This is a genomic window from Paraoerskovia sediminicola (assembly GCF_030296575.1).
In the GTDB taxonomy this organism is placed as follows: domain Bacteria; phylum Actinomycetota; class Actinomycetes; order Actinomycetales; family Cellulomonadaceae; genus Paraoerskovia; species Paraoerskovia sediminicola.
Genome location: NZ_AP027729.1, coordinates 371,794 through 393,030, shown reverse-complemented (window position 1 = coordinate 393,030; position 21,237 = coordinate 371,794). Strand labels below are relative to the sequence as shown.

Genomic DNA, 21,237 nt, shown 5'->3' with positions numbered 1-21,237 from the left:
CAGTAGTCTCCCCATCATGCGCATCGTCCATGTCACCGACTGCTTCGCCCCCGGACGGGCGGGATCGAGTCGCAGGTCGGCGACCTCGCCGCAGCACAGGCCGCTGCCGGGGACGACGTCCACGTCCTCACCGCGACCTTCGGGGCCGGTGGCGAGCACGCCGGCGCGGTCGAGCACTCGCGAGGTGTCACGGTGCACCGGCTCGGCTCGCGGTTCACGGCGGGGCTCCCCGTCAACCCGTGGAGCGGGCCCCGGCGCATGCGCGACGTCCTGCGCGAGGTCCGGCCGGACGTCGTCCACGTCCACTCCGGCCTCGTCGCCCCGTTCGCCTACGACGGTGCGCGCACGGCGCGCGCTCTGGAGCTCCCGACCGTCGTGACGTGGCACTCGATGCTCGACGGCGGGATCCCCGTCCTGCGCGCAGGGACGCGGCTGCTCGGCTGGCGTGAATCGCGGATCGTCCCGACGGCCGTCAGCCGGGCCGCGGGGGCACGGGTGGAGACCGTCATGGGTCTCGAGCCCGGGTCCGTGCAGGTCGTGCCCAACGCGATCGACGTCGCGGACTGGCAGGAGAAGGTCGGACGGCGCGTGCCCGACCCGGACGGCGTGGTCCGGTTCGTCTCGACGATGCGCCTCGAGCCGCGCAAGCGCGGCCGGCACCTGATCGACGCGTTCGCCGAGGCGGTGGTGGCACTGCCGGACGGCGCGGTCCGCCTCACGATCATCGGCGCCGGGTCCGAGGACGAGCTGCTCCGCCGACGTGTCGAGAAGCACGGGCTGGAGCACCTGGTGGACATGCCCGGCCGCCTGACCAGGGCCGAGGTCGGCGCGGCGTACGCCACCGCCGACGTGTTCTGCTCCCCGGCGATCCTCGAGGCGTTCGGCATCGCGGCGCTCGAGGCGCGGAGCGCCGGGCTGGCCGTCATCGCCCGCCGGGGGACCGGCGTCGTCGAGTTCGTCGACCACGGCGACGAAGGCCTGCTCGTGGACAGCGACGGTGGCATGGCGGCGGCGATGGTCCGCCTCGCCGTCGACCGGGAGCTCCTCGACAGGCTGATCGACCACAACGCGCACAAGGTCCCGCCCTTCACCTGGGAGATCGCCACCGCGCGGGCGGCGGACGTCTATGCGCAGGCGTGCTCACAGGCCTGAGCCGGCGCACCTGCCGGTGAGCGCCCGTGCGTGGGTGCCGGCGGTCGACGCCCCAGGTCACGGGGAGATTGCGAACAGGTCTTCTCCGCGACGAATCGGACAGATGGCACTAGCGTTTCTTTTGTCAGCCTGGTGAACGTGTGCGATCCGCTGGTGGGGCAGGTCGCAGCACGGCGGCGGGCGACGACGGTAGGAGTCCGGATCACGCCTCACCCACCGCCACACCAAGGAGCATCATGTCGACCACAGCAGCAGCCCCCGCCCGCGGGGCGAAGGGGATCGGGCTCATCTCGATCATCGCAGGGATCATCCTCATCGTCGCCGGCGCGGTGACCTGGTACGTCGTGAGCGACCAGCTCAAGGAGCAGAAGATCACCGTCTCCGACGACTCGGAGTTCCTGCCCGGGGACACGGTGGACGGCCCCTTCTCGGCGTTCGCGCAGGCCCAGATCATCGACCACCACGCCCTCGAGGCCACCGGCGGCAAGACGTATGCCGAGCTCGACCAGGACGACCCGACCCGTCAGACCGCGATGACGGCCTCGTTCCTGCGCGCGTCGCTGTTCACGTCCGTCGTCGCCTACGGCGTCTGCGCCCTCGTGTTCGGCCTCGGCATCATGTTCATCCTCCTCGGGATCGGCATGCGAAGGCTCAGCGGCGGATCGGTCGTCAACGTCGTGCCGGCGCCCGCGGACTCGTCCTCCTCGACCCGTGCGCCCGCAGCGGCGCCCGCGCCCGCAGCGGCCCCGGCTCCTGCAGCTCAGCCGACCCAGCCGGCTCAGCCGACCCAGCCGACCCAGCCGACCCAGCCGACCCAGCCGGCTCAGCCCACTCAGGCTCGGGAGACCGAGCGGCCCAAGGACGACAGCTCCGGGGTCTGAGTCTCCGGACAGCACGCACGAGGAGGGTGGGGCAGCGCACGCTGCCCCACCCTCCTGTCGTGTGACGGGGCCGGTGCGTCAGGCCCGCGATCGGCGGCGTACCGCGGCCACGACCGACCCGATCACCAGGGCCGCGCCGCCCCCGCCGAGCACCACGATGAGTGCCAGACCCGCGTCGAACGACGCGCCGAGCGCGACGCTCAGCACGGTCGTGCCGATCACCCCGAGGATCAGCGCCCACACCACCGTCGCGATGGTGACGCGGCGCGGACGCCGGGCCGAGGCGTTCGGCGCGGGGGAGTGTCCGGTGCCGTGCGCCTCTGCCTGAGGTGCGCCAGGGTGAGGTGCTGCCTGAGAAGCGCTCGGAGCATCGCTGATGCCCGTCGTGTCGCCGGACCCGAACCGTGAGATCGGTCGGGTGTGCCCCGCGGCACCGAGCGGGGCCCCCGCAGTTGCGGCGGTGCCGTAGCTCGGAATCTGCTCGGTCGCGTCCGGCGTCGTCTCCGCCGTGGCGTCTGTGCCGCTGCCGTGGCTCGGGAGCGGCTCGGTCGCGTCGCCGGAGTCCCGTGTCGTCCCGAAGATCGCCGTGTCCAGCGGCTCGGTGCGATCCGCCGCCGGGTGCGGGGTGATGATGCTCTGCGTCTCGGTGGTAGCGGCCGCCTCGGACGTCTCGCTCTCCACCGCAAGGGTCTTCGTGCCGTCTGCTTCGGGGGCGCCCGGCTCGCTCTCGTCGGGCTCGCTCGCGATCGGCTCGTCGTCGGCATCCTCGGGTGCGAGGTCGTCGACGGGCTCCGACGTGACGTCGTCCGGTCGCTCGGTCTGCTGCTCTGCCGGCCGCGCCTCGTCCGGCGCCGTCCCCTGCTGGTCGTCGGCCGTGGTCATGACGCCTCCTGGATGTCGATGTTGCCTGCTCGCCCGCGGATGTCGAGCGCGATGTCGGGGCGCGCGCCGGCCTCGGCGTCGTCGTCCTCGAAGTGGATGTCGTCCCCACCGAACAGCTGGGCGCTCCGGTACCCGCCCTCGTCGTCGTTGTACCAGGTGACCTGGCCCGCCCAGAGGTCGGCGTCCACGACGACCGCGGCCTCCGCGGGCACGATGATGTTCACGTTCCCGGCGCCGAACCGCACCGGGACGGTGACCGGTCCACCGGCCCCCGCGCCCTCGGTGAGGTCGAGGAGGTGAGGTCGAGGGTGGCGTCCCCGGCGACGAAGGAGAGCCCGTCCTCGGCCTCCGCGCGGTCCGTCGGCGCGTAGTAGCCGCTGCTCACGGCCTGCTGCACACCGGTCGGCTCGAAGAGGTCGTTCGCGGTCCAGAGGCCGATCGGGACCCCGACCACCATGAGCAGCCAGGCGATCCCGCTCAGCCCACCGCTGCGCCGTCCGGCCAGACCGACCACGAGGATCGCCAGCGCCACCAGCACGAGGCTCGCGCCGACCCACGTGAGGACGCCGGGCGCGGCGAGCGTGCCCGCCTGATCGGCGAGCAGCATCCCTGCTCCGCCGATCAGCATGATGCCGAGGACCATGCCGACCACCGTGCTGCCGGCCGGCCGCGGGCGGTCCTGCTGGCGGCGCAGCTGCTCGGCGTGCCGCTGCTCTGCGCGGACCCTGCTCTGCTCGGCGCGCTGCGCGGCCTTGTCCCGGGCCTGCTGTGCCTTCTGGGCCGCCACCTGGTCCGCCCACGCCCTGTTCTGCTCCGCGCGCTCGCGCTCGACGCGTGCGTTCGCCTGAGCCGGGGCCGGCGGTGCCGGCGGTGCCGGCGGCATGGCGGACCACGAGGTCGTCGAGGGCTGCCCGGCGGGCCCGGCGGGACCGGCGGACGGCGTCGACGCCTCAGGACCCCATGCCTGCTGGGCCTGCGGAGCCTCGGCAGCGCGCCGACTCCTGCGGTGCGAGCGCACGCCCGCGAAGACGAGGTACGTCACGCCGACGACCGCAGCGAGCCAGAAGAGCCCGCCGAGCCACCCGAGCCCGATCCGGTCGGTGATGGACCACCATCCGTCGCCCCAGCTGAACCCGGCGACCACGACGGCGGCCGCGCCGACGATCGCGACGTCGACGTCGCCGCGGGCGGTCTGCTCCGCGTGGATGCGCCCGTCCTTGGCGTCGGGCAGGAGCGCCCAGGCGAACCCGTACAGGACGAGGCCGAGGCCGGTGAGGAAGAAGCTGAGCACGAGGAGCCCGCGGACGAGCAGCGGGTCGAGCCCGAAGCGCGCGGCGACGCCGGCGGCGACGCCGCCGACCCAGCGGTCCTGCTCGCGGACGAGTCCCATGCGGCGGATCGACGCGAAGAACCCGGTGCCCGACGGCGGTGCGACGCCGGGTCCGGTGGCGTCGGGTCCGGTGGGGTCGGGTGGTGCGCCCGGTCCGGGCGGTCGGCCCTCGTGTCCCGTCGGCGCCCCCGTCGGGGCACCCGTCGGTCCACCCGTCGAGGGCCGGTCCGACGCCGAGGCGTCGGGGCGCTCGTCGTCCATGTCTGCGTTCGTGCCGGGATCAGTGCGTTCGTCCATGCATCCATCGTGGTGCCGCCCGCCGCACCCGGGCTATGGGGTGTTCCCCTGACCGGACCCTGGTCCTGCGGTCCCGCCACCCTGGTTCGTCCCCCTGATGCCCCGGAGACGGGCTCGCCGCGACGGATCCGTGTGACGATCGTGGCATGACCAGTACCGCGGACCGGCAGGCGCCCTCCCGGCTGCCGCTGCGCCGTCCGACCCAGGACCGCTGGGTGGCCGGGGTCTGCGCGGGCGTGGCCGCGCACACCGGCGTCAAGGTCGGGTACGTGCGCGCCGCGATCGCCGTCCTGGCTCTCGCCGGCGGCGCAGGGGTTCTCCTGTACGTGTTCTGGTGGCTCACCGTCCCGAGCGGGGACCCGAGGGCCGCGGCCGAGGCACAGCGGCCCGCGGCGCTCGGCCGGATCGCGCCCCGGCTGCGCGTCGGGTCCACGACGGTCACCGCCAGGGACGTGGTGCTCGGGCTCGTCCTCCTGGCGCTCGCGGGGCTCCTCGTCGCGCTGCGGGTGGGGGTCGACGTCGAGGTCGGGTGGTTGGTCCCCGTGCTGATCGTCCTCGGTGGCGCCGCGCTCGCGTGGAGCCGGCTGGACGACGTCGAGCGCGGGAGCTGGTTCGCCGGGCGCGGTCGGGCAGCCGCCGCGGACAACGGTGTGCTCCCGGTGGACGGACGCGCGCGGTCCGGCCGGTTCCGGCTGCTCGGGGGCCTGGGCCTGGTGCTCGTCGGGCTGCTGCTGCTGGTCACGCAGGCGGACTCGTTCGCGGCGATGGCGCGGTCGACGGTGTCCGCGGTCGCCGTCCTCGCCGGGGTGGCCGTCGTCCTGGCTCCGTGGTGGCTGCGGCTCGTGCGCCAGCTCGGCGACGAGCGCGCGGCCCGGGCGAGGAGTCCGAGCGGGCCGACATCGCTGCCCACCTCCACGACTCCGTGCTCCAGACCCTGGCGCTGATCCGGGCCCGTGCCGACGACCCGGAGTCCGTCGCGCGGCTCGCCCGCAGCCAGGAGCGCGAGCTGCGGACCTGGCTGTACGACGACCGCGCGGAGGCGGGGACGTCCGTGGCGAGCGACCTGCGCGGGCTCGTCGGTGAGATCGAGGACGCCCGGATCCACCGCTCGGGCGACGGAGGCACCGAGGCGGTCGCGATCGACGTGGTCGTCGTCGGGGACCGGACCCCCACGGAGGCGACACGGGCCCTGCTCCAGGCGGCGCGCGAGGCGCTCGTGAACGCGGTCGCGCACGGAGCGCCCCCGGTGTCGGTGTACCTCGAGGTCGGCGCGTCCGAGGTGTCGGTCTTCGTCCGGGACCGCGGCGACGGGTTCGACCCGGGCGCGATCGCCCCCGACAGGTTCGGCGTGCGCGAGTCGATCCTCGGCAGGGTCCGACGACGCGGGGGTACGGCTCAGGTGGTGAGCCGGGCAGGCTGGGGCACGGAGGTACGGCTGACCGTACCGGTGGACGACACGGAGGAGCAGCGATGAGCACGACGGCGCACGGGGCGGGACCGGGGCCGGGGTCGGCGAGCGGACCCGTCACGGTGGTGCTCGTGGACGACCACGACATGTTCCGGGCCGGGGTCCGGGCGAGCCTGGACACCCGGGTCGCGGTCGTCGGCGAGGCCGACTCCGTCGACCGCGCGATCGCCGTGGTCCGCGAGACCCGGCCCCAGGTCGTGCTCCTGGACGTGCACCTGCCGGGAGGCTCCGGCGGCGGGGGAGCGGAGGTCCTCGCGGGCTGCGCCGACCTCACGGCGACGACGAGGTTCCTCGCCCTGTCGGTCTCCGACGCGGCCGAGGACGTCGTCGCGGTGATCCGGGCCGGCGCCCGCGGGTACGTGACGAAGGCGATCTCCGGTCCCGACCTCGCGGCGGCCGTGGTCCAGGTCGCGGGCGGGGACGCGGTGTTCTCGCCGCGTCTCGCCGGGTTCGTGCTGGACGCCTTCGGCACGTCCGCCGCGGACGTCGCGATCACCGACGACGAGCTCGACCGGCTCTCGGCCCGCGAGCAGGAGGTCATGCGCCTCATCGCCCGCGGGTACGCCTACAAGGAGGTCGCCGCGGAGCTCTTCATCTCGATCAAGACCGTCGAGACCCACGTCTCCGCCGTCCTGCGCAAGCTCCAGCTCTCCTCGCGCCACGAGCTCACGCGGTGGGCGGCGCAGCGCAGGCTGCTCTGACGAGGCCTGTGCTCGATCCCTGGTCGGCACCTGGCCGACCCTGCCCGACCCTGGGCGGCCCTGGCCTGCATCTGGCCGCCAACCCGCCCGCACCCGCCTCGCGTATCGCCTGTTCGCAGGCGCGGAGTCCACGAGCTGAACGGGAGCGTCTCGCACGCCGACCATCTCTGGATTTCCCGGTCCTGCCGGGCTTATATTGCTTGTGAAAGATTTCACTAAGACGCACGAAGCATCGAAGGGGACACACATCATGAGCACCGCAACCCGCAGCAACGGCCTCGTCAAGTGGACCGGCATCGTCTCGATCGTCGCCGGACTCGTCATGGTCATCGCCGGCGCCGTCACGTGGGGCACCGTCTCGGCGGAGCTCTCCGAGCAGCAGATCACCGTGTCGGAGGACGCCGACTTCCTCGCCGGTGACGACGTCGACGGGCCGTTCTCGGCCTACGCCCAGGCGGAGATCATCGACCACCACGCCCTCGAGGCGACCGACGGCAAGACCTACGCCCAGCTCGACAAGGAGGACCCGCTGCGGGCCACCGCGATGAACGCCTCGTTCCTGCGTGCTTCGCTCTTCACCTCGGTCGTCGCCTACGGTGTCGCCGCCCTGGTCGTCGGCCTCGGCGCCCTGTTCACGTTCTTCGGCATCGTGACCGTCAAGGTCAACGGTGGCAAGAAGGAGCTCCTCGAGGCCCCCGAGGCCGAGAAGATCACCGCGTGACACCTCCCCTCCGGGGAACCACAGGCCGCGGCTGACCGCCGCGAGTCGCCACAGCACCGAGGGTGCGGGCCAGGAGCCCGCACCCTCGGTGCTTTTCAGTGCGCTCAGTCAGTTCTGTTCGGCCACCCACGCGGGCGAGAGCCGGACGACGTCCCCCACCACCGTGATCGCCGGAGCGCGGACCTCGGCCGCGGCCGCGACGTCCGCGATCGTGGCGAGCGTGCCGACGGTCGCGCGCTGCCGGGGGCCGTACCCGTCCTCGACGACCGCGACCGGCGTCCCGGGGTCCCGCCCCGACGCGACGAGCGCCTCGGCCGACGCCCGCAGCCGCGAGACCCCCATGAGCAGCACGACGGTGTGGTCGCTCGCGGCAGGGACGCTCCCGATGTCCTCGTGGCCGGTGACGACCGTGAACCCCCGGGACAGGCCGCGGTGCGTGATCGGGATCCCCACGGCGGCCGGCACGGAGATCGCGCTCGTCACGCCGGGCACGACCTCCACCTCGATGTCGTGCTCGCGGCAGGTGGCGAGCTCCTCACCGCCCCGGCCGAACACGTACGGGTCGCCGCCCTTGAGCCGGACGACGTCCCGCCCCGCGAGGGCGTGGCGCACGAGGGTCGCGTTGATCTCGTCCTGGGGCACGGGGTGGTGCCCGGGCAGCTTGCCGACGTCGACGATCTCGACGTCGTCGGCCAGGTCGTCGAGCAGACCCCGCGGCGCGAGGCGGTCGACGACCACGACGTCCGCCTGGGCGAGGAGGAACCTGCCGCGGGCGGTCACCAGACCGTCGGCGCCGGGACCGCCGCCCACGAGCGCGACGTGACCGACGGCGCCGTCGGTGCCGTCGGTGCGGTGGCCGCCCCCGCTGCGGTCCCGGAGCGCGTCCGGACCCGGCGCAAGGGGAGCGCGCCGGACTCGAGGCCGGCCGCGACGGCGTCCCGGACGCGGCGTGCGCGGCGCGGGTCGCGCCCGCCGTGGACGGCGATGCCGACCTCGGCGCCGCCGGACACCGTCACCCGCGCCACCGCGGGGACCCAGGCGCTGCCCTGGCCGGCGTCGCCGGCCTGGACGCAGAAGGTGCGCTGCGCCTCCGCATCGGCGGCCACCCGCGAGTCCACCTCGGGGACACCGGTCGCCGTGTGGACGAGCCACGCGCCGTCGACGTCGCCCGCCGAGTAGTCGCGGGCCCGCCAGTCGATGGTGCCGGCCTCGGCGTGGGCGCGCAGCGACGTGGTCACCGTGGGTGCCACGAGCGTGACGCGCGCGCCCGCACCGACGAGCCCGAGGGTGCGCCGCTCGGCGACGGGGCCCCCGCCCACGACGACGACCCGCCGGTCCCGGACCACCAGGCCGAGCGGGTAGAGCCGGTCCTGGGGCGGCGTGTCGGCGACCGCGGTGACGTCCTCCGCGCCCCCGGACCCTGTCGTGTCGTGCATGCCTGCTCTCCCGGTGGTCACGTCGTGCGCGTTGCTCGTCCTCGCCGTCGGCTCAGATCGAGTACTGCGCCGGTCGTTCGTCGGGGTGGCGGACGGCGGCCAGCGCGTCGCCGACCATACCGGCGGCGAGCGTGCCCCCGTCCTGCGCGTCGATCAGCAGGAACGCGCCGGTGCGCCGCGCGATCACGTACTCCTCGGCCGCGACCGGCGAGGCGAGGCGCAGCCGGACCCGACCGATGTCGTTGAGCCCGAGCTCCTCGCCCGGGACGAGCTCGGCGGCGTCCAGGTCGAGGCGCCCGACGACGTCGCGCACCACGGCCTTGACCGTCCGGGTGGTGTGCTTGAGCAGCACCCGGGCGCCCGGGCGCAGCGGTGAGTCACCCAGCCACGCGACCATGCCCTCGATGTCCTGCGTGACCGGTGGGGCGTCGTCCGCGGCCGCGATGAGGTCGCCGCGCGAGACGTCGACCTCGTCGGTGAGCCGGATCGTCACCGACTGGGGCGCGAACGCCTCGGTCCGGCTGCCGTCGGCGGTGTCGATGCCGGCGACCGTCGTGGTCCGCCCGGAGGAGGACGACGACCGGGTCGCCGACGCGGACGACACCCGAGGCGATCTGCCCGGCGTAGCCCCGGTAGTCGCGGTGCTCCTCGGAGATCGCGGCGCCCTGGGGGCGGATCGCGAGCTGGACGGGGAACCGGAACGCCTCGACGTCGGGCTCGTCGGCGGTCGGCAGCGACTCGAGGAGCTCCAGGAGCGTGGGCCCGGAGTACCAGGGGGTCCGCTCGCTGCGGTCCACGACGTTGTCCCCGACCAGCGCGGAGACAGGCAGCGGGTGCACGTCGGCCACGCCGAGCGACGCCGCGGTGCGACGGATGTCGGCCGCCAGCTCGTCGTAGCGGGCCTGCGAGTAGTCGACCAGGTCGATCTTGTTCACGGCGACGACGATGTGCGGCACGCGCAGCAGGCTCGCGACCGCGAGGTGCCGCCGGGTCTGCTCGAGCAGACCCTTGCGGGCGTCGATGAGGAGGACCAGGGCGTCGGCGGTGGACGCACCGGTCACCGTGTTGCGCGTGTACTGGACGTGACCGGGGCAGTCGGCGAGCACGAACGAGCGGTTCGCGGTCGCGAAGTACCGGTAGGCCACGTCGATCGTGATGCCCTGCTCGCGCTCGGAGCGCAGGCCGTCGGTGAGCAGCGCGAGGTCGGCGCCCTCGAGGCCGCGGTCGCGCGAGACACGCTCGACGGCCTCGATCTGGTCGGCGAGCACCGACTTCGAGTCGAAGAGCAGCCGGCCCACGAGCGTGGACTTGCCGTCGTCGACGGACCCGGCGGTCGCGAGGCGCAGCATCGTGGTGGTGGTGCGGGGGAGCACTGCGGGCGTGCTCGGCACGGTGGTCTGGGCGCTCATCTTAGAAGTACCCCTCCTTCTTGCGGTCTTCCATGGCGGCCTCGGAGATGCGGTCGTCGGCGCGGGTCGCGCCCCGCTCGGTGATGCGTGTCGCGGCGACCTCGGCGATGACCGCCTCGACGTCGCGGGCGTCCGACTCGACCGCGCCCGTGCACGACATGTCGCCCACCGTGCGGTAGCGCACGAGGCGGGTCTGCACCGTCTCCCCGTCGCGCGGCCGGGAGTGGGGCCCGACGGCGAGGAGCATGCCGTCGCGCTCGAACACCTCGCGCTCGCTCGCGTAGTAGAGGCCCGGGAGCTGGATGTCCTCGCGGGCGATGTACTGCCACACGTCGAGCTCGGTCCAGTTGCTCAGCGGGAACACGCGCACGTGCTCGCCCGGACGGTGGCGGCCGTTGTACAGGTTCCACAGCTCCGGGCGCTGGTTGCGCGGGTCCCACTGCCCGAACTCGTCGCGCAGCGAGAAGATGCGCTCCTTGGCGCGCGCCTTCTCCTCGTCGCGGCGACCACCGCCGAACACTGCGTCGAAGCGGTGCTCGGCGATCGCGTCGAGCAGCGGCTGGGTCTGCAGCGGGTTGCGGGTGCCGTCCGAGCGCTCCCGGAGCCGGCCGTCGTCGATGTACGACTGCACGGACGCGACCTCGAGGCGCAGGCGCAGACGGTCGGCTGTGGCGTCCCGGTACGCGAGGACCTCGGGGAAGTTGTGCCCCGTGTCGACGTGCAGCACCGGGAACGGCACGGGCGCCGGCCAGAACGCCTTGGTCGCGAGGTGCAGCATCACGACGGAGTCCTTGCCGCCGCTGAACATCAGGACGGGCCGTTCGAACTCGGCCGCGACCTCGCGGAAGATGTGGATCGCCTCGCTCTCGAGCGCGTCGAGCTGCGAGAGCCTGCGGCTCGTCGAGAGCGGGGCCGCGGCCCCGTCCTGCGCGGTGGTCGTCACGTCGGTCCCTCCGGCCCCGGGGGGCGTGGTGTCGATCAGTTCGGTCGTCATACGTGGAGCCCGCATTCCGTCTTGTCGAGGCCGGCCCAGCGGCCGGAGCGTGGGTCGTCGCCGGGGGCGACGCGTCGGGTGCACGGGGCGCAGCCGATCGACGGGTACCCGTCGTTCAGCAGCGGGTTGAGCGTGACCTGGTGCTTCGTGGCGTAGGCGAGCAGGTCGTCGAAGGTCCACGCGGCCAGGGGTTGATCTTCACCAGGCCGTTCTTGTGGTCCCACGTCACGAGGGGGTCTTGGCGCGGGTCGGGGCCTCGTCGCGGCGGACGCCGGTCACCCACACCTCGTACCCGGCGAGGGTGCGCTGCAGGGGCTCGACCTTGCGCATCTGGCAGCAGAGCCCGGGGTCGCGGCCGAACAGGTCCTTGCCGTGCTTCTCGTCCTGCTCCGCCACGGTGAGCTCCGGGAGGACGTCGACGATCGTGACGTCCATCGACTGCGCGACGGCGTCCCGGGTGCCGTAGGTCTCGGCGAAGTGGTATCCCGTGTCGAGGAACAGCACGTCGACCCACGGCGCGGCCTGCGCCACCACGTGGGGCAGCACGGCGTCGGCCATCGAGCAGGCGACCGCGATGCTCGTCCCGAACTCACGCTCCGCCCAGGCGACGACCTCCGCCGCGGACGCCTCGTCGTCCGACCCCACGCCGGAGCCGGAGAGCTCGGCGACGCCGCGGGCGACCACCTCCTTGAGCTCCTCGTCGGAGCGCTTCGGCGGTGCGGACGCCCGTGCGGCCTGCGCTCGGGCGCGGGACTCGTCGCGCTCGGCGCTGCGGGCCTGCGCGGCCGCGCGGAGGGCGGCGAGCGGGTTGCTCGTCCCGGCGGTCATGTCAGCAGCTCCTCGTCCACGCGGTGCGCCCACTGGGCGAACGACTCGTCGCCCTCGTGCTCGGCCTCGTAGGAGCGCACGACGCGCTCGACGTAGTCCGGCAGCTGCTCGGCCGTGACCTTGAGCCCGCGCACCGTACGACCGAGTCCTGCCGCCTCCCGGTCGTCGGAGGCCAGCCCGCCGCCGAGGTGCACCTGGAAGCCGGGGACCTGCTGCCCGGCGTCGTCGGTGATGAGCTGGCCCTTGAGCCCGATGTCCGCGGTCTGGATGCGGGCGCACGAGTTCGGGCAGCCGTTGATGTTCAGCGACAGCGGCTTCATGTGGGACAGGTCGCCGAGGCGCTTCTCCAGCTCGTCGATGGCGGACGACGCGGTCGCCTTGGTCTCGACGATCGCCAGCTTGCAGTACTCGATGCCGGTGCACGCGATCGTCGAGCGGCGGAACGGGCTCGGGTTCGCGTCGAGGCCCAGCGCCTTGAGGTCGCCGACGACGCGCTCGAGCTCTGCGTCCGGGACGTCGAGGACGAGGAGCTTCTGGTGCGGCGTCAGCCGGACCCGGTGCGACCCGGCGGACTCGGCGAGGTCGGCGACGGCCCGCAGCGTGGGCCCCGACACCCGCCCGACGTACGGCGCCGCGCCGATGTAGTTGAGCCCGTCCTTCTGCTTGTGGACGCCCACGTGGTCGCCGGGCGTCGTCGGCTGCGGGGCCGGCGGGCCGTCGGGGAGCGCGTACCCCAGGTACTCCTCCTCGAGGACCCGACGGAACTTCTCGGGCCCCCAGTCGGCCATGAGGAACTTGAGCCGCGCCTTGTTGCGCAGCCGGCGGAACCCGTAGTCGCGGAAGATCTGCGCGACGCCGTGCCAGACGTCCGGCACCTGCTCCTCGGTCGCGAAGACGCCGAGGCGCTCGCCGAGGCGCGGGTTGGCGGAGAGTCCGCCGGCGGCCCAGACGTCGTAGCCGACACCCAGCTCGGGGTGCTCGAGGGCCACGAAGGCGACGTCGTTGATCTCGTGCACGACGTCCTGGCTCGGGTGCCCCGTGATCGCGGTCTTGAACTTGCGCGGGAGGTTCGCGAGCTCGGGGATGCCGATGTACTTCTCGGTGATCGCGGCGATCGACGGCGCCGGGTCGATGAGCTCGTCGGCGGCGATACCTGCGACGGGGCTGCCGAGCACGACGCGCGGCACGTCCCCGCAGGCCTCCGTGGTGCCGAGGCCGACCGCCTCGAGCCGCTCCCAGATCTCCGGGACCGACTCGATCTCGATCCAGTGGAGCTGGATGTTCTGGCGGTCGGTGATGTCGGCGCTGTCCCGGCCGAAGTCCTCGGAGATCCCGGCGATCACGCGCAGCTGCTCGGTGGTCAGGGCGCCGCCGTCGATGCGCACGCGGAGCATGAAGTACTCGTCCTCGAGCTCGTGCGGCTCGAGTGTGGCGGTCTTGCCGCCGTCGATGCCCGGCTTGCGCTGCGTGTACAGGCCCCACCAGCGCATGCGGCCGTGCAGGTCGTCGCCCGGGATCGAGTCGAATCCCTGCTTGGAGTAGACGTCGATGATCCGCTGGCGGACGCTGAGGCCGCCGTCCTCCTGCTTGAAGGCCTCGTTGTGGTTCAGCGGCTCGGTGCCGTCGATCTTCCACTGCCCGTTGGGGCGCGCTGGGCGGGCCGGGCGGGCAGCCCGGGCTGGACGGGCGGCCGGGGCCGCGGCCGTGCGCGTGTCGGTGGCCGGTGTCCCGGCGGCAGGGTGCGGCGTCATCGTGCTCCTTGATGTGGTTCAAGGGCGCGCGAGGCAGGGCGGAAGGCTCGATCCAGAGGGGACGAGCGGCCGGCGTCGCGCGCCCGCTCGTCGGTGCGGGCCCGTCAGGGTTCCGCCGGAGTCAGGCGCGAGTCAACAACAGCGACAGCTGCTGTCCGGACACATCGACATGCCGCGGGGCGCGAGGGTGCGCTGCGGGGCGATGGTGGTCCGGGCCGTGTGCATGGGCGACACCGTACCGCCCTGTCTCGGGAGCCGGAAGAGCCCGTCCGGATCCTGGGACCGGTGTTCGCGTGGCGGACGCGCTGCGCGCCGTGGGAGGTTTCTCACAAGCTGATGGGCCGCGGCCCGACCTGACACACGTGTCAGCAAACTAGGGTGCGGGGTATGGAATTCCTCTACAACGTGTTCACCGTCCTGCACTTCGTCGGCTGGGCGATCGTCCTCGGCGGCTACGCGCTCAGCGTGCGCCGCCCCGAGCTCTCCAAGGGCGTGTTCCACGGCTCCGCGCTCGCCCTGCTCGCGGGGATCCTCATGGTCGGCGTGGCCGAGGGCGGCGGGCTCTGGGACGACGGTGGCCCGTCGATGACGAAGATCGGCATCAAGCTCGGCATCGCCCTCGTCATCGCGGTGCTCGCGTTCGTCGGGACCCGCCAGGGCGAGAAGGTCGCGCCGGCCCTGAAGCACGCCGTCGGCGCGCTGGTGCTGGTCAACATCGTGGTGGCGGTGTTCGTCTGACGGGCGGCACCGCCGGGCGCGCTCGATGAGCCTCGGCGGCGAGGTGCTGGTCGGCCTGGTGATCCTGGTCGGCCTCGTGGGTGTCGTCGTCCAGGTGCTGCCCGGGTCGGTGATCGTCCTCGGCGGGGTGCTCGTCTGGGCGGTCGTCACCGGCGGGGCGACGGCCTGGACGTGCTTCGCCGTCGGGGCGCTCGCCGTCCTGGTCGCCGCCGTGGCGAAGTACCTGCTCGCCGGTCGCTTCCTGCTGCGCAACGACGTCCCCTCGTCGACCCTGATCTGGGGTGGGGCGCTCGGGATCGTCGGGTTCTTCGTCGTCCCCGTGGTCGGACTGCCGCTCGGCTTCGTGGTCGGGGTCTGGGCGGCCGAGCTGGTGCGGCGGCGCGACGCCCGAGCCGCGTGGCGGGCCACCTGGGTGGCGCTGCGGGCCACGGGCCTGTCGATCCTGGTCGAGCTCGGCGGCGCCCTGATCGCGACCGGTGCGTGGGTCGTCGGTCTCGGGCTGACCTGACGGCCACCGGAGCACGACCGGACCGCGACCGGACCGCGACGTCAGTCGCCGGTGATCGCCGGGCGGACCGTCTCACCGGTCCGCGGCAGCTCGGTGACCTCGACCGGGGTGACCTGCACCGAGACCCCCACGTCGCGCCCGAGGCCGGAGATCAGGGCGTCCTGCAGGGGCTCCAGCGCCGGCAGTCCGTGCAGCGGACCGACGAGGTCGATCTCCACGCGGTCCGCGCTCACCGAGACGCCGTTCCGCTCGTACGGCGACTGCTCCCCGAGCCACGTGTCGACGGACTGCTGCACGGTCCCGACCTCGGCCGACCGCGCCAGCGTCCCCTCCGTGGTGACGGTGAGCGGCAGGAGGATGAGCATGGCCAGTACCCCGAATGGGGCGAGCACCGCGGCGAGCCGCCGGCCACCGGTGTCGTCGGGCACGGCGAATCCCGCCATGACGAACACGAGGGACGCAGCCAGGACGATGGCCACGAAGTTGGTCATGAACAGCAGGAAGGCGCCCCACGCGTCATCCCAGTTCTGGTTGGCGGCGGAGATCCCGACCACCGAGAGCGGGGGACGAGGGCGACCGCGATCGCGACCCCGGCGATCGACGACGCCACCCGGGTGTTGACGGTGGCGAAGGCACCCGCGGCGCCGGCCGCGATGGCGACGAGCATGTCCAGCACGCTCGGGTCGACCCGCGAGGTGATCTGGGAGTTCGTCTCGAACGACACGACCGCCGGCGCCCACAGCGTGATCGCCGCAGCCAGGACCACGGCGGCGACGACGCCGGCGACGATCAGCAGCGAGGACTCCCACGCGCGGCGGACCCAGCCGTTCACGAGTGCCGCGGCCAGACCCAGGATCGGGACCATGAGCGGTGCGATGAGCATGGCGCCGATGACGACGGCGGTGGAGTCCTGGAGTACCGCGAACGTGGCGATGCACACGCTCAGGAGCAGCATGGTCCACCACGCCACGAGCTTGCCGCCGCGCCCTCGCCGTCCAGGTAGAGCGTCTCGGCGAGGTCCTCCCGGCGCTCCGGGCCGATGTCGACCTCGTGCACCCACAGCCAGAGGATCTCCGTCAGCGTCGGGGTCTCGTCCTGCGCGGACACGTCGCCTGACCGGTCGTGGCGCATGCCGTAGGCGATGATGATCGATCCGGCGAGCACGGACGCTATCGCCGCCGAGACGATGACGCCGTCCGACACGATGTCGGGATCGACGACGAGGAGTGCGCCCAGCGCTGCCTGGACGGCGCCGCCCGTCACCCGGGGCCAGCGCCGTCGCCGGTCCCGGGAGACGAAGCCGATGACGACCGTGATCACACCGCGGAAGGTCAGGTAGACCGCGAGCACGATGATGAGGAGCGTGAACGCGCTGCTCGCCGAGACCACGAAGAGGAGGGTGGCGAGCCACGAGCCGAGCCCGCGGAAGAAGTAGGCGATCCTCGTGCGGAACCTCAGCCGGCGGCGGAACGTGGCGCGCAGGTCCATGGCCCCCGACACGGCGAGCCCGACCGCGATGGCCGCCTCGATGATCCCGACGCTGATGTTCGGGAGCAGGATCACGAGCAGACCGAGCCCGACGAAGAGCGCTCCTCGCAGGGTCGTGGCGTTGACGTACGGCATGGCCGGCTCGACCCTGCGCCTCGCCGGCTCCACCCACCGCCTCGCTCGGTCCAGCACCCGCACGGTCTGCTCCTCGGTGTCCCCGGCACCCTCGCGAGGGGCGCGCGTCATGGCGTGAAGGTACCCGACGCACGGGCCCCGGGCCCGCCGGTCCTGCCGGCGGGCCCGGGGCCTGTCCTCGTACGGGTCAGTCGCCCTCGATGACGAACTGCGAGCCGGGTTCGATGTCGATGTCTCCCTCCGCCGAGTCCGTGATGGTCACGTCGGTGAGCCGTGCCGTCCCGCGAGCCCCGCTCATCGCGAGGATCCCCGAGCCGTTGCGGGAGCCGTCGATGCGCACGCGCTCGATGTCGACGTCCATCACGCCGCCACCGTTCTTGAACTGGATGCCGTCGTAGGTCGAGTCGTAGATGTCGGTGTCGCGGATCGTCACGCCGGTGATGGGCAGCGTCGACGGGAACAGCGTGATGGCACCGAACTCCTGGTCCTCGTTCCAGAACGCCCCGCCCGTGCGGTAGAGCGCGTTGTTGGCGATGAGCGTCGTGCCGCCGAACGGCAGCGGCGAGTGGTCGGTCGCCAGCATGATCCCGGGGTAGTTCATCGTGTCGGCGACGACGTTGTTCTCGACCCGGTTGTCGATCCCGCCGTAGATCGCGATCCCGTTGGCGCGCCAGGGGAGCTGGATCGTGTTGTTGACGAACGCGTTGTCGCGCTCGTTGTCGGCCTCGCGGTCCTTCACGTACGGGTTGGCCCACATGGCGAGGGCGTCGTCACCGGTGGTGCGGAACGACGAGTTGAACACCGTCGAACGCTTGGTGCCGTTCGAGAAGTTGATCCCGTCCGCGTAGGTGTTGCGGATCCGCATGCCCGAGAAGACGAGGCCGTCCGCGGGACCCCACAGCTCCGGGATGTTCGTGTAGTCACGACCGACCCAGACGCCCACGTTCGCGTGCTCGATCCAGACGTTCGTGATCTCGGTGCCCTTGCCGAACCGTCCGTTGAGACCGACGCCGCCCTCGGCCTGGGCGTTGTCGCCGCGGATCCGGCCGGAGCCGAAGATCGCGAGGTCCGAGATCTGCACGTTGTCGTCGACGTCGAACCCGAAGTTGCCCTCGTGCGGGTGGTTGATGCTCGCGGGCTGGTCCTGGGGCTCGATGAGCGAGTACAGCTCCGAGTGCCACATGCCGGCGCCGCGGATGTCGGCGTCGCTGATCCCCACCTGGTTGTGGATCCCGCGGTTCAGCGGGTCGTCGGTGAGGATCTTGAGCTCCTGGCGCCACTGGCCTGCCGGGATCCACACGCAGGCGATGTCCCCCTCCTGGTCGGCGGTGACGGCGGCCTGGATCGCCGCCGAGTCGTCCTTCCCGTCGCCGGGCACCGCGCCGTACTCGGTGATCGAGGTGCACGCCGCGGGCTTGGGCTTGGGCGGGGCGACCTGCTCGAGGTCGATCAGGTCGATGACGTAGAACTCCGCGTCGTCGTCCGCGTCCCGCTGGAGGGTGAGCTCGGTACCGGCCGGGAACGACCTGCCGAGCAGGGCGTGGGACTCGTCGAAGAGGCGACGTGCGTCGCCGCCCGGGGTGTTCGTGAGGGCCTCCGGGCCGTCGACGTTCCCGTACAGCCAGCTGTGCCGGGACGAGAGCGTCAGCTTCTGGACGAACTGTCCGTCCGCATAGAGGCTGATCGTCTTCTCGAGGCCCTCGCCGTCGGCGGAGTCGGGGATCGAGTTCCGCACGACGATCGAGTTCGTCGGCACCGTCGATACGAACGACACGTGGTCGCCGGTGTCGTCCAGGCGCACCGACGCACGGCCGGACGACTCGGTGGCGAAGTTCGTGTGACCGAACGTCCGCAGCGGGTCCGTCTCGAGGAGCGTGCCCTCGTAGTCGCCGTCCTCGGCCTCGTACTCCGTGTACGGCACGGCCGCGCCGCGACCGACGACGATCGACGTGGTAGCCGTGTTGTTGTCCTCGTCGGTCTCCGCGACGACGTCCGTGGCGTCCGCGGTGGCCGTGGCCTGCGCCCCGCCGGCGGTCGCCGTCCAGGTCCCGTCGACCACGACCTGGCGGGACGCCCCGGCGGGGACGGCCGGCGTGGCGGTGTCGAGGGTGGTCGTGCCGACCTCGAGCCGGGTGGTGGTCGCCGCGGCGTCCTCCGTGCCGCGGTTGCGGACGGTCACCGAGAACGACACCTGCGCGTCGACCGCGGGGTTGGAGGTGCTGGGGCTGACGGCCGTCACCTCGAGGTCCGGGCCGGGCGCCTGCCCGACGACGACCGACTCGGTGAGCACGTTGTTCGACTCGTCCTGCTCGGTGACGGTGTCGGCCGGGTCGACCGTGACCCCCACGGTGCGGGTGCCCTCGGCGAGCCGACCGACCTGTGCGACGACGTCGGCGGACTCGCCGGCGTCGAGCGCCGGGACGTCGGCGGACGCGACGACCGTCCCGTCCACCGTCAGGTCGGCCGTGGTGGCGGACGACGCCTCGTCGCCCTCGTTCTCGACGGTGGCGGTGACCGTGACGTCCTGGGTCGAGTCCGGTGCGCCCGGGTCGGACGTGAGCGCCGTCGGCACCAGGTCGGGGTTCGGCGCCGGGTCGCCCAGCACCTTGAGCTCGGCGACCTGCGCGTTCCCGGCCCCGGTGTTGGCGGTGAAGCGGAGCCGCACGTGGGTCGCGTCCTGCGCGCCCGGGCCGGCGACGGGGACCGTGACCTCGTTGCCGGAGGCCGGGTCGAACCGGTGCGCGCTGCTCGCCGCGACGGTGGTCCAGCCGCCGGTCCCGGTGGCGCTCGCCTCGACGGCGAACGTCTGGGTCCGTGCCGACCAGGCGGTCGAGGGGTCGAGCTGCACGGTGACCCCGGACAGGTTCGCCGGTGCGCCCAGGTCCACGGCGAGGGTCGACGGGTACTGGCCGCCCGCTCCCTCCCAGTACGTGCCGCGGTTCCCGTCGGTGGCGTTGCGGGCGACGAACGACAGCTCGGTGGAGGACGCCGTCGCGGGCGCCCCCGAGGCGAGGTCGCCCCCGTCGACCACGGGCGGGTCGGTGGGATCGGGCGTCGGGTCGGGCGTGGGGTCCGGTGTCGGGTCGGGCGTGGGATCGGGGGTGGGGTCCGGTGTCGGGTCCGGACCGTCGTCGACGGCGTGACCCATGACGGTCAGCTCGGCGATCTGCGCGCCGCTCGATCCGCTGTTCGCGGTCGTGCGCACGCGGACGTCGTCGACCGCGGCCGCGGCCTGCGCGGACACGGGGACCGTGACCTGGTTGCCGGTCGCGGGGCTGAAGGCATGGTCCGCGGCAGGTGCGAGCGTCGTCCACGCCCCGCCGTCGGCGCGTCCCTGGACCTCGAAGCGCTGGGTGCGCGGTGACCAGATCGCCGCCGGGTCGAGGGCGACCGTGACCGACGAGACGGCAGAGGTCTCCACGAGGTCGACGGCGAGGTCGGCGGGCCACGCTCCGCCGGCGGACTCCCAGTACGTGCCGCGGTCGCCGTCGACCGCCTTGCCGGGGGTGTACACCCACTCGGACGACGAGGCGCTCGCGGGCCGTCCGGCGGCGAGGTCCGTGTCCCCGGCGGGCGGGTCGGTGGGATCGACGGGCGGGTCGGTCGGGTCGGGTGCGCCGACGGGGACGCCGTGGACACGGACCTCGGAGAGCTGCGCGGCGGGCCAGCCCGTGTTCGCGCTGATCTCCAGTCGGACGTACCGCGCGGTGGTGTCGGGGACGTCGATCTGCACGATGTTCTGCGTCGCAGGGTCGAACAGGCGGGCCGTGGCCGTCTGCACGGTGCTGAACGTCGCGCCGTCCGTGCTCGTCGAGATCCCGACCGTCTGGGTGCGTGCGCCCCACCCGGCCGGGAGCATGAGCGTGACGTCCTGGACGTCGACCTGACGTGCGAGGTCGAGGGTCACCGACTGGGGAGCGTCCCGTTGGTCGACTCCCAGTACGTGGCCTGGTTCCCGTCCACGAGGTTCGCCGTCCCGTACGGGGCGTTGGTGGACGTCGCGGTGGCCGCCGTGCCGGCGGCGACGTCGGGCGCCAACGCGTGCGCCGGAGCCGCGAGCAGGGTCAGCGGCGCCAGGAGGCCCAGCGCCGTCAGCCCAGGGACGAGACGCCTCGTGACGGTCCCGTGGTGTCGGCTGTGGTCCAGCACCTCCCGGGTCGGGGGAGTGCTGCTCGGTCGTGGTTCTCGCATGAGATCACCCTTGATCTCCCGCCCGCGGTTCCCGCGGGGCAGGTCTGCGCCGGCGGCGCGCCCGGCGGGGACGGGTGACGGTGACCTCTGGTCCAGCACCCACCGGTCGTGACCACCGACTACGGATTCTGCTGCTGACGCACACTCCGGTCGGTTCGAGCCCTGCGCCCGCCGACGTGGCGACCCGCCCATCGGGCGGACTGCTCGTCACTGATCACGCATCGTTGCGCAAACAGTTTGCGGTATTCGATCCAACTTTTGCAGCGCTCGATCCCAGACGTTACGTATGTCCGGCTTGATCGTCAAGAGGTGCGCGGGTGTGACAGA

The 21,237-nt window shown here is 72.9% G+C and carries 18 protein-coding genes and 3 pseudogenes; 8 read left to right on the top strand and 13 right to left on the bottom strand.

All coding sequences use genetic code 11. The features are described from left to right. Positions 1-39 precede the first annotated feature (39 nt). Positions 40-1,152 (top strand): glycosyltransferase family 4 protein, encoded by a 1,113-nt coding sequence (locus tag QUE47_RS01960; RefSeq protein WP_350227714.1) that lies wholly within the window; start codon positions 40-42, stop codon positions 1,150-1,152. 236 nt (positions 1,153-1,388) lie between these two features. Further along, the gene (locus QUE47_RS01955) at positions 1,389-2,033 is read left to right on the top strand and encodes an aromatic ring-opening dioxygenase LigA (RefSeq protein ID WP_286218351.1); all 645 of its coding nucleotides are present in this window, start codon (positions 1,389-1,391) and stop codon (positions 2,031-2,033) included. A 78-nt stretch (positions 2,034-2,111) separates the two neighbouring features. On the opposite strand, the gene QUE47_RS01950 is transcribed toward QUE47_RS01955, so the two are convergent. The 3 genes from QUE47_RS01950 to QUE47_RS01940 are packed head-to-tail and all read right to left on the bottom strand — an operon-like array spanning position 2,112 to position 4,542. After that, entirely contained in the window at positions 2,112-2,915 is an 804-nt protein-coding gene (locus tag QUE47_RS01950; protein WP_286218350.1) for a TVP38/TMEM64 family protein, read from the bottom strand. Then, entirely contained in the window at positions 2,912-3,139 is a 228-nt protein-coding gene (locus tag QUE47_RS01945; protein WP_350227631.1) for a hypothetical protein, read from the bottom strand. The genes QUE47_RS01950 and QUE47_RS01945 overlap by 4 nt, the downstream gene beginning before the upstream one ends. Beyond that, positions 3,136-4,542, bottom strand: a complete 1,407-nt coding sequence (locus QUE47_RS01940) for a PspC domain-containing protein (protein WP_286218348.1) — start codon at positions 4,540-4,542, stop codon at positions 3,136-3,138. Before QUE47_RS01940 ends, QUE47_RS01945 begins: the two co-directional genes overlap by 4 nt. 146 nt (positions 4,543-4,688) lie before the next feature. Here QUE47_RS01940 and QUE47_RS16415 point away from each other — a divergent pair, with 146 nt between their 5' ends. The 4 genes from QUE47_RS16415 to QUE47_RS01925 all read left to right on the top strand — a co-directional run bounded on the left by QUE47_RS16415 (position 4,689) and on the right by QUE47_RS01925 (position 7,432). After that, positions 4,689-5,486, top strand: a complete 798-nt coding sequence (locus QUE47_RS16415) for a PspC domain-containing protein (RefSeq protein ID WP_350227630.1) — start codon at positions 4,689-4,691, stop codon at positions 5,484-5,486. Next, positions 5,465-6,016: a sensor histidine kinase gene (locus QUE47_RS16410; protein ID WP_350227629.1), complete on the top strand. Its 552-nt coding sequence runs from the start codon at positions 5,465-5,467 to the stop codon at positions 6,014-6,016. Before QUE47_RS16415 ends, QUE47_RS16410 begins: the two co-directional genes overlap by 22 nt. Next, complete coding sequence (locus QUE47_RS01930; protein ID WP_286218347.1) at positions 6,013-6,711, top strand: LuxR C-terminal-related transcriptional regulator; 699 nt, start codon at positions 6,013-6,015, stop codon at positions 6,709-6,711. Before QUE47_RS16410 ends, QUE47_RS01930 begins: the two co-directional genes overlap by 4 nt. Before the next feature lie 250 nt (positions 6,712-6,961). Continuing rightward, on the top strand, positions 6,962-7,432 hold the full coding sequence (locus tag QUE47_RS01925) for an aromatic ring-opening dioxygenase LigA (protein WP_286218346.1): 471 nt from the start codon (positions 6,962-6,964) through the stop codon (positions 7,430-7,432). Between the two features lie 108 nt (positions 7,433-7,540). Here QUE47_RS01925 and cobA read toward each other — a convergent pair whose 3' ends face one another. The 6 genes and pseudogenes from cobA to QUE47_RS01900 form a co-directional block, all read right to left on the bottom strand. Beyond that, on the bottom strand, positions 7,541-8,242 hold the full coding sequence (gene cobA / locus QUE47_RS16405; RefSeq protein WP_350227627.1) for a uroporphyrinogen-III C-methyltransferase: 702 nt from the start codon (positions 8,240-8,242) through the stop codon (positions 7,541-7,543). After that, the gene (locus tag QUE47_RS16400) at positions 8,209-8,868 is read right to left on the bottom strand and encodes a precorrin-2 dehydrogenase/sirohydrochlorin ferrochelatase family protein (protein ID WP_350227625.1); all 660 of its coding nucleotides are present in this window, start codon (positions 8,866-8,868) and stop codon (positions 8,209-8,211) included. Before QUE47_RS16400 ends, cobA begins: the two co-directional genes overlap by 34 nt. Positions 8,869-8,920: 52 nt before the next feature. Further along, positions 8,921-10,277, bottom strand: a pseudogene (locus tag QUE47_RS01915) (sulfate adenylyltransferase subunit 1). 1 nt (position 10,278) lies between these two features. Beyond that, positions 10,279-11,271, bottom strand: a complete 993-nt coding sequence (cysD, locus tag QUE47_RS01910; RefSeq protein ID WP_286218345.1) for a sulfate adenylyltransferase subunit CysD — start codon at positions 11,269-11,271, stop codon at positions 10,279-10,281. Further along, positions 11,268-12,099, bottom strand: a pseudogene (locus QUE47_RS01905) (phosphoadenylyl-sulfate reductase). Before QUE47_RS01905 ends, cysD begins: the two are co-directional and overlap by 4 nt. Continuing rightward, a complete protein-coding gene (locus QUE47_RS01900) occupies positions 12,096-13,850 on the bottom strand; it encodes a nitrite/sulfite reductase (protein WP_286218344.1) in 1,755 nt (584 codons plus the stop codon). Before QUE47_RS01900 ends, QUE47_RS01905 begins: the two are co-directional and overlap by 4 nt. 387 nt (positions 13,851-14,237) lie before the next feature. Between QUE47_RS01900 and QUE47_RS01895 the strand changes: the two genes are divergently transcribed. Beyond that, positions 14,238-14,588 carry a hypothetical protein gene (locus QUE47_RS01895; protein WP_286218343.1) on the top strand — a complete coding sequence of 117 codons (351 nt, stop codon included), beginning with the start codon at positions 14,238-14,240 and terminating at the stop codon, positions 14,586-14,588. Positions 14,589-14,613: 25 nt separating this feature from the next. Beyond that, positions 14,614-15,096, top strand: coding sequence for a DUF456 domain-containing protein (locus QUE47_RS01890; protein ID WP_286218342.1), 483 nt, complete (start codon positions 14,614-14,616; stop codon positions 15,094-15,096). Positions 15,097-15,137: 41 nt separating this feature from the next. Here the strand turns inward: QUE47_RS01890 and QUE47_RS01885 are convergent. The 4 genes and pseudogenes from QUE47_RS01885 to QUE47_RS01870 form a co-directional block, all read right to left on the bottom strand. Then, positions 15,138-15,961 (bottom strand): annotated as a pseudogene (locus QUE47_RS01885) (DUF389 domain-containing protein). 77 nt (positions 15,962-16,038) lie between these two features. Further along, positions 16,039-16,830: a DUF308 domain-containing protein gene (locus QUE47_RS01880; protein WP_286218341.1), complete on the bottom strand. Its 792-nt coding sequence runs from the start codon at positions 16,828-16,830 to the stop codon at positions 16,039-16,041. Positions 16,831-16,906: 76 nt separating this feature from the next. Continuing rightward, entirely contained in the window at positions 16,907-20,626 is a 3,720-nt protein-coding gene (locus tag QUE47_RS01875) for a discoidin domain-containing protein (RefSeq protein WP_286218340.1), read from the bottom strand. After that, positions 20,623-21,009, bottom strand: coding sequence for a hypothetical protein (locus QUE47_RS01870; protein ID WP_286218339.1), 387 nt, complete (start codon positions 21,007-21,009; stop codon positions 20,623-20,625). The genes QUE47_RS01875 and QUE47_RS01870 overlap by 4 nt, the downstream gene beginning before the upstream one ends. Positions 21,010-21,237: the final 228 nt, after the last annotated feature.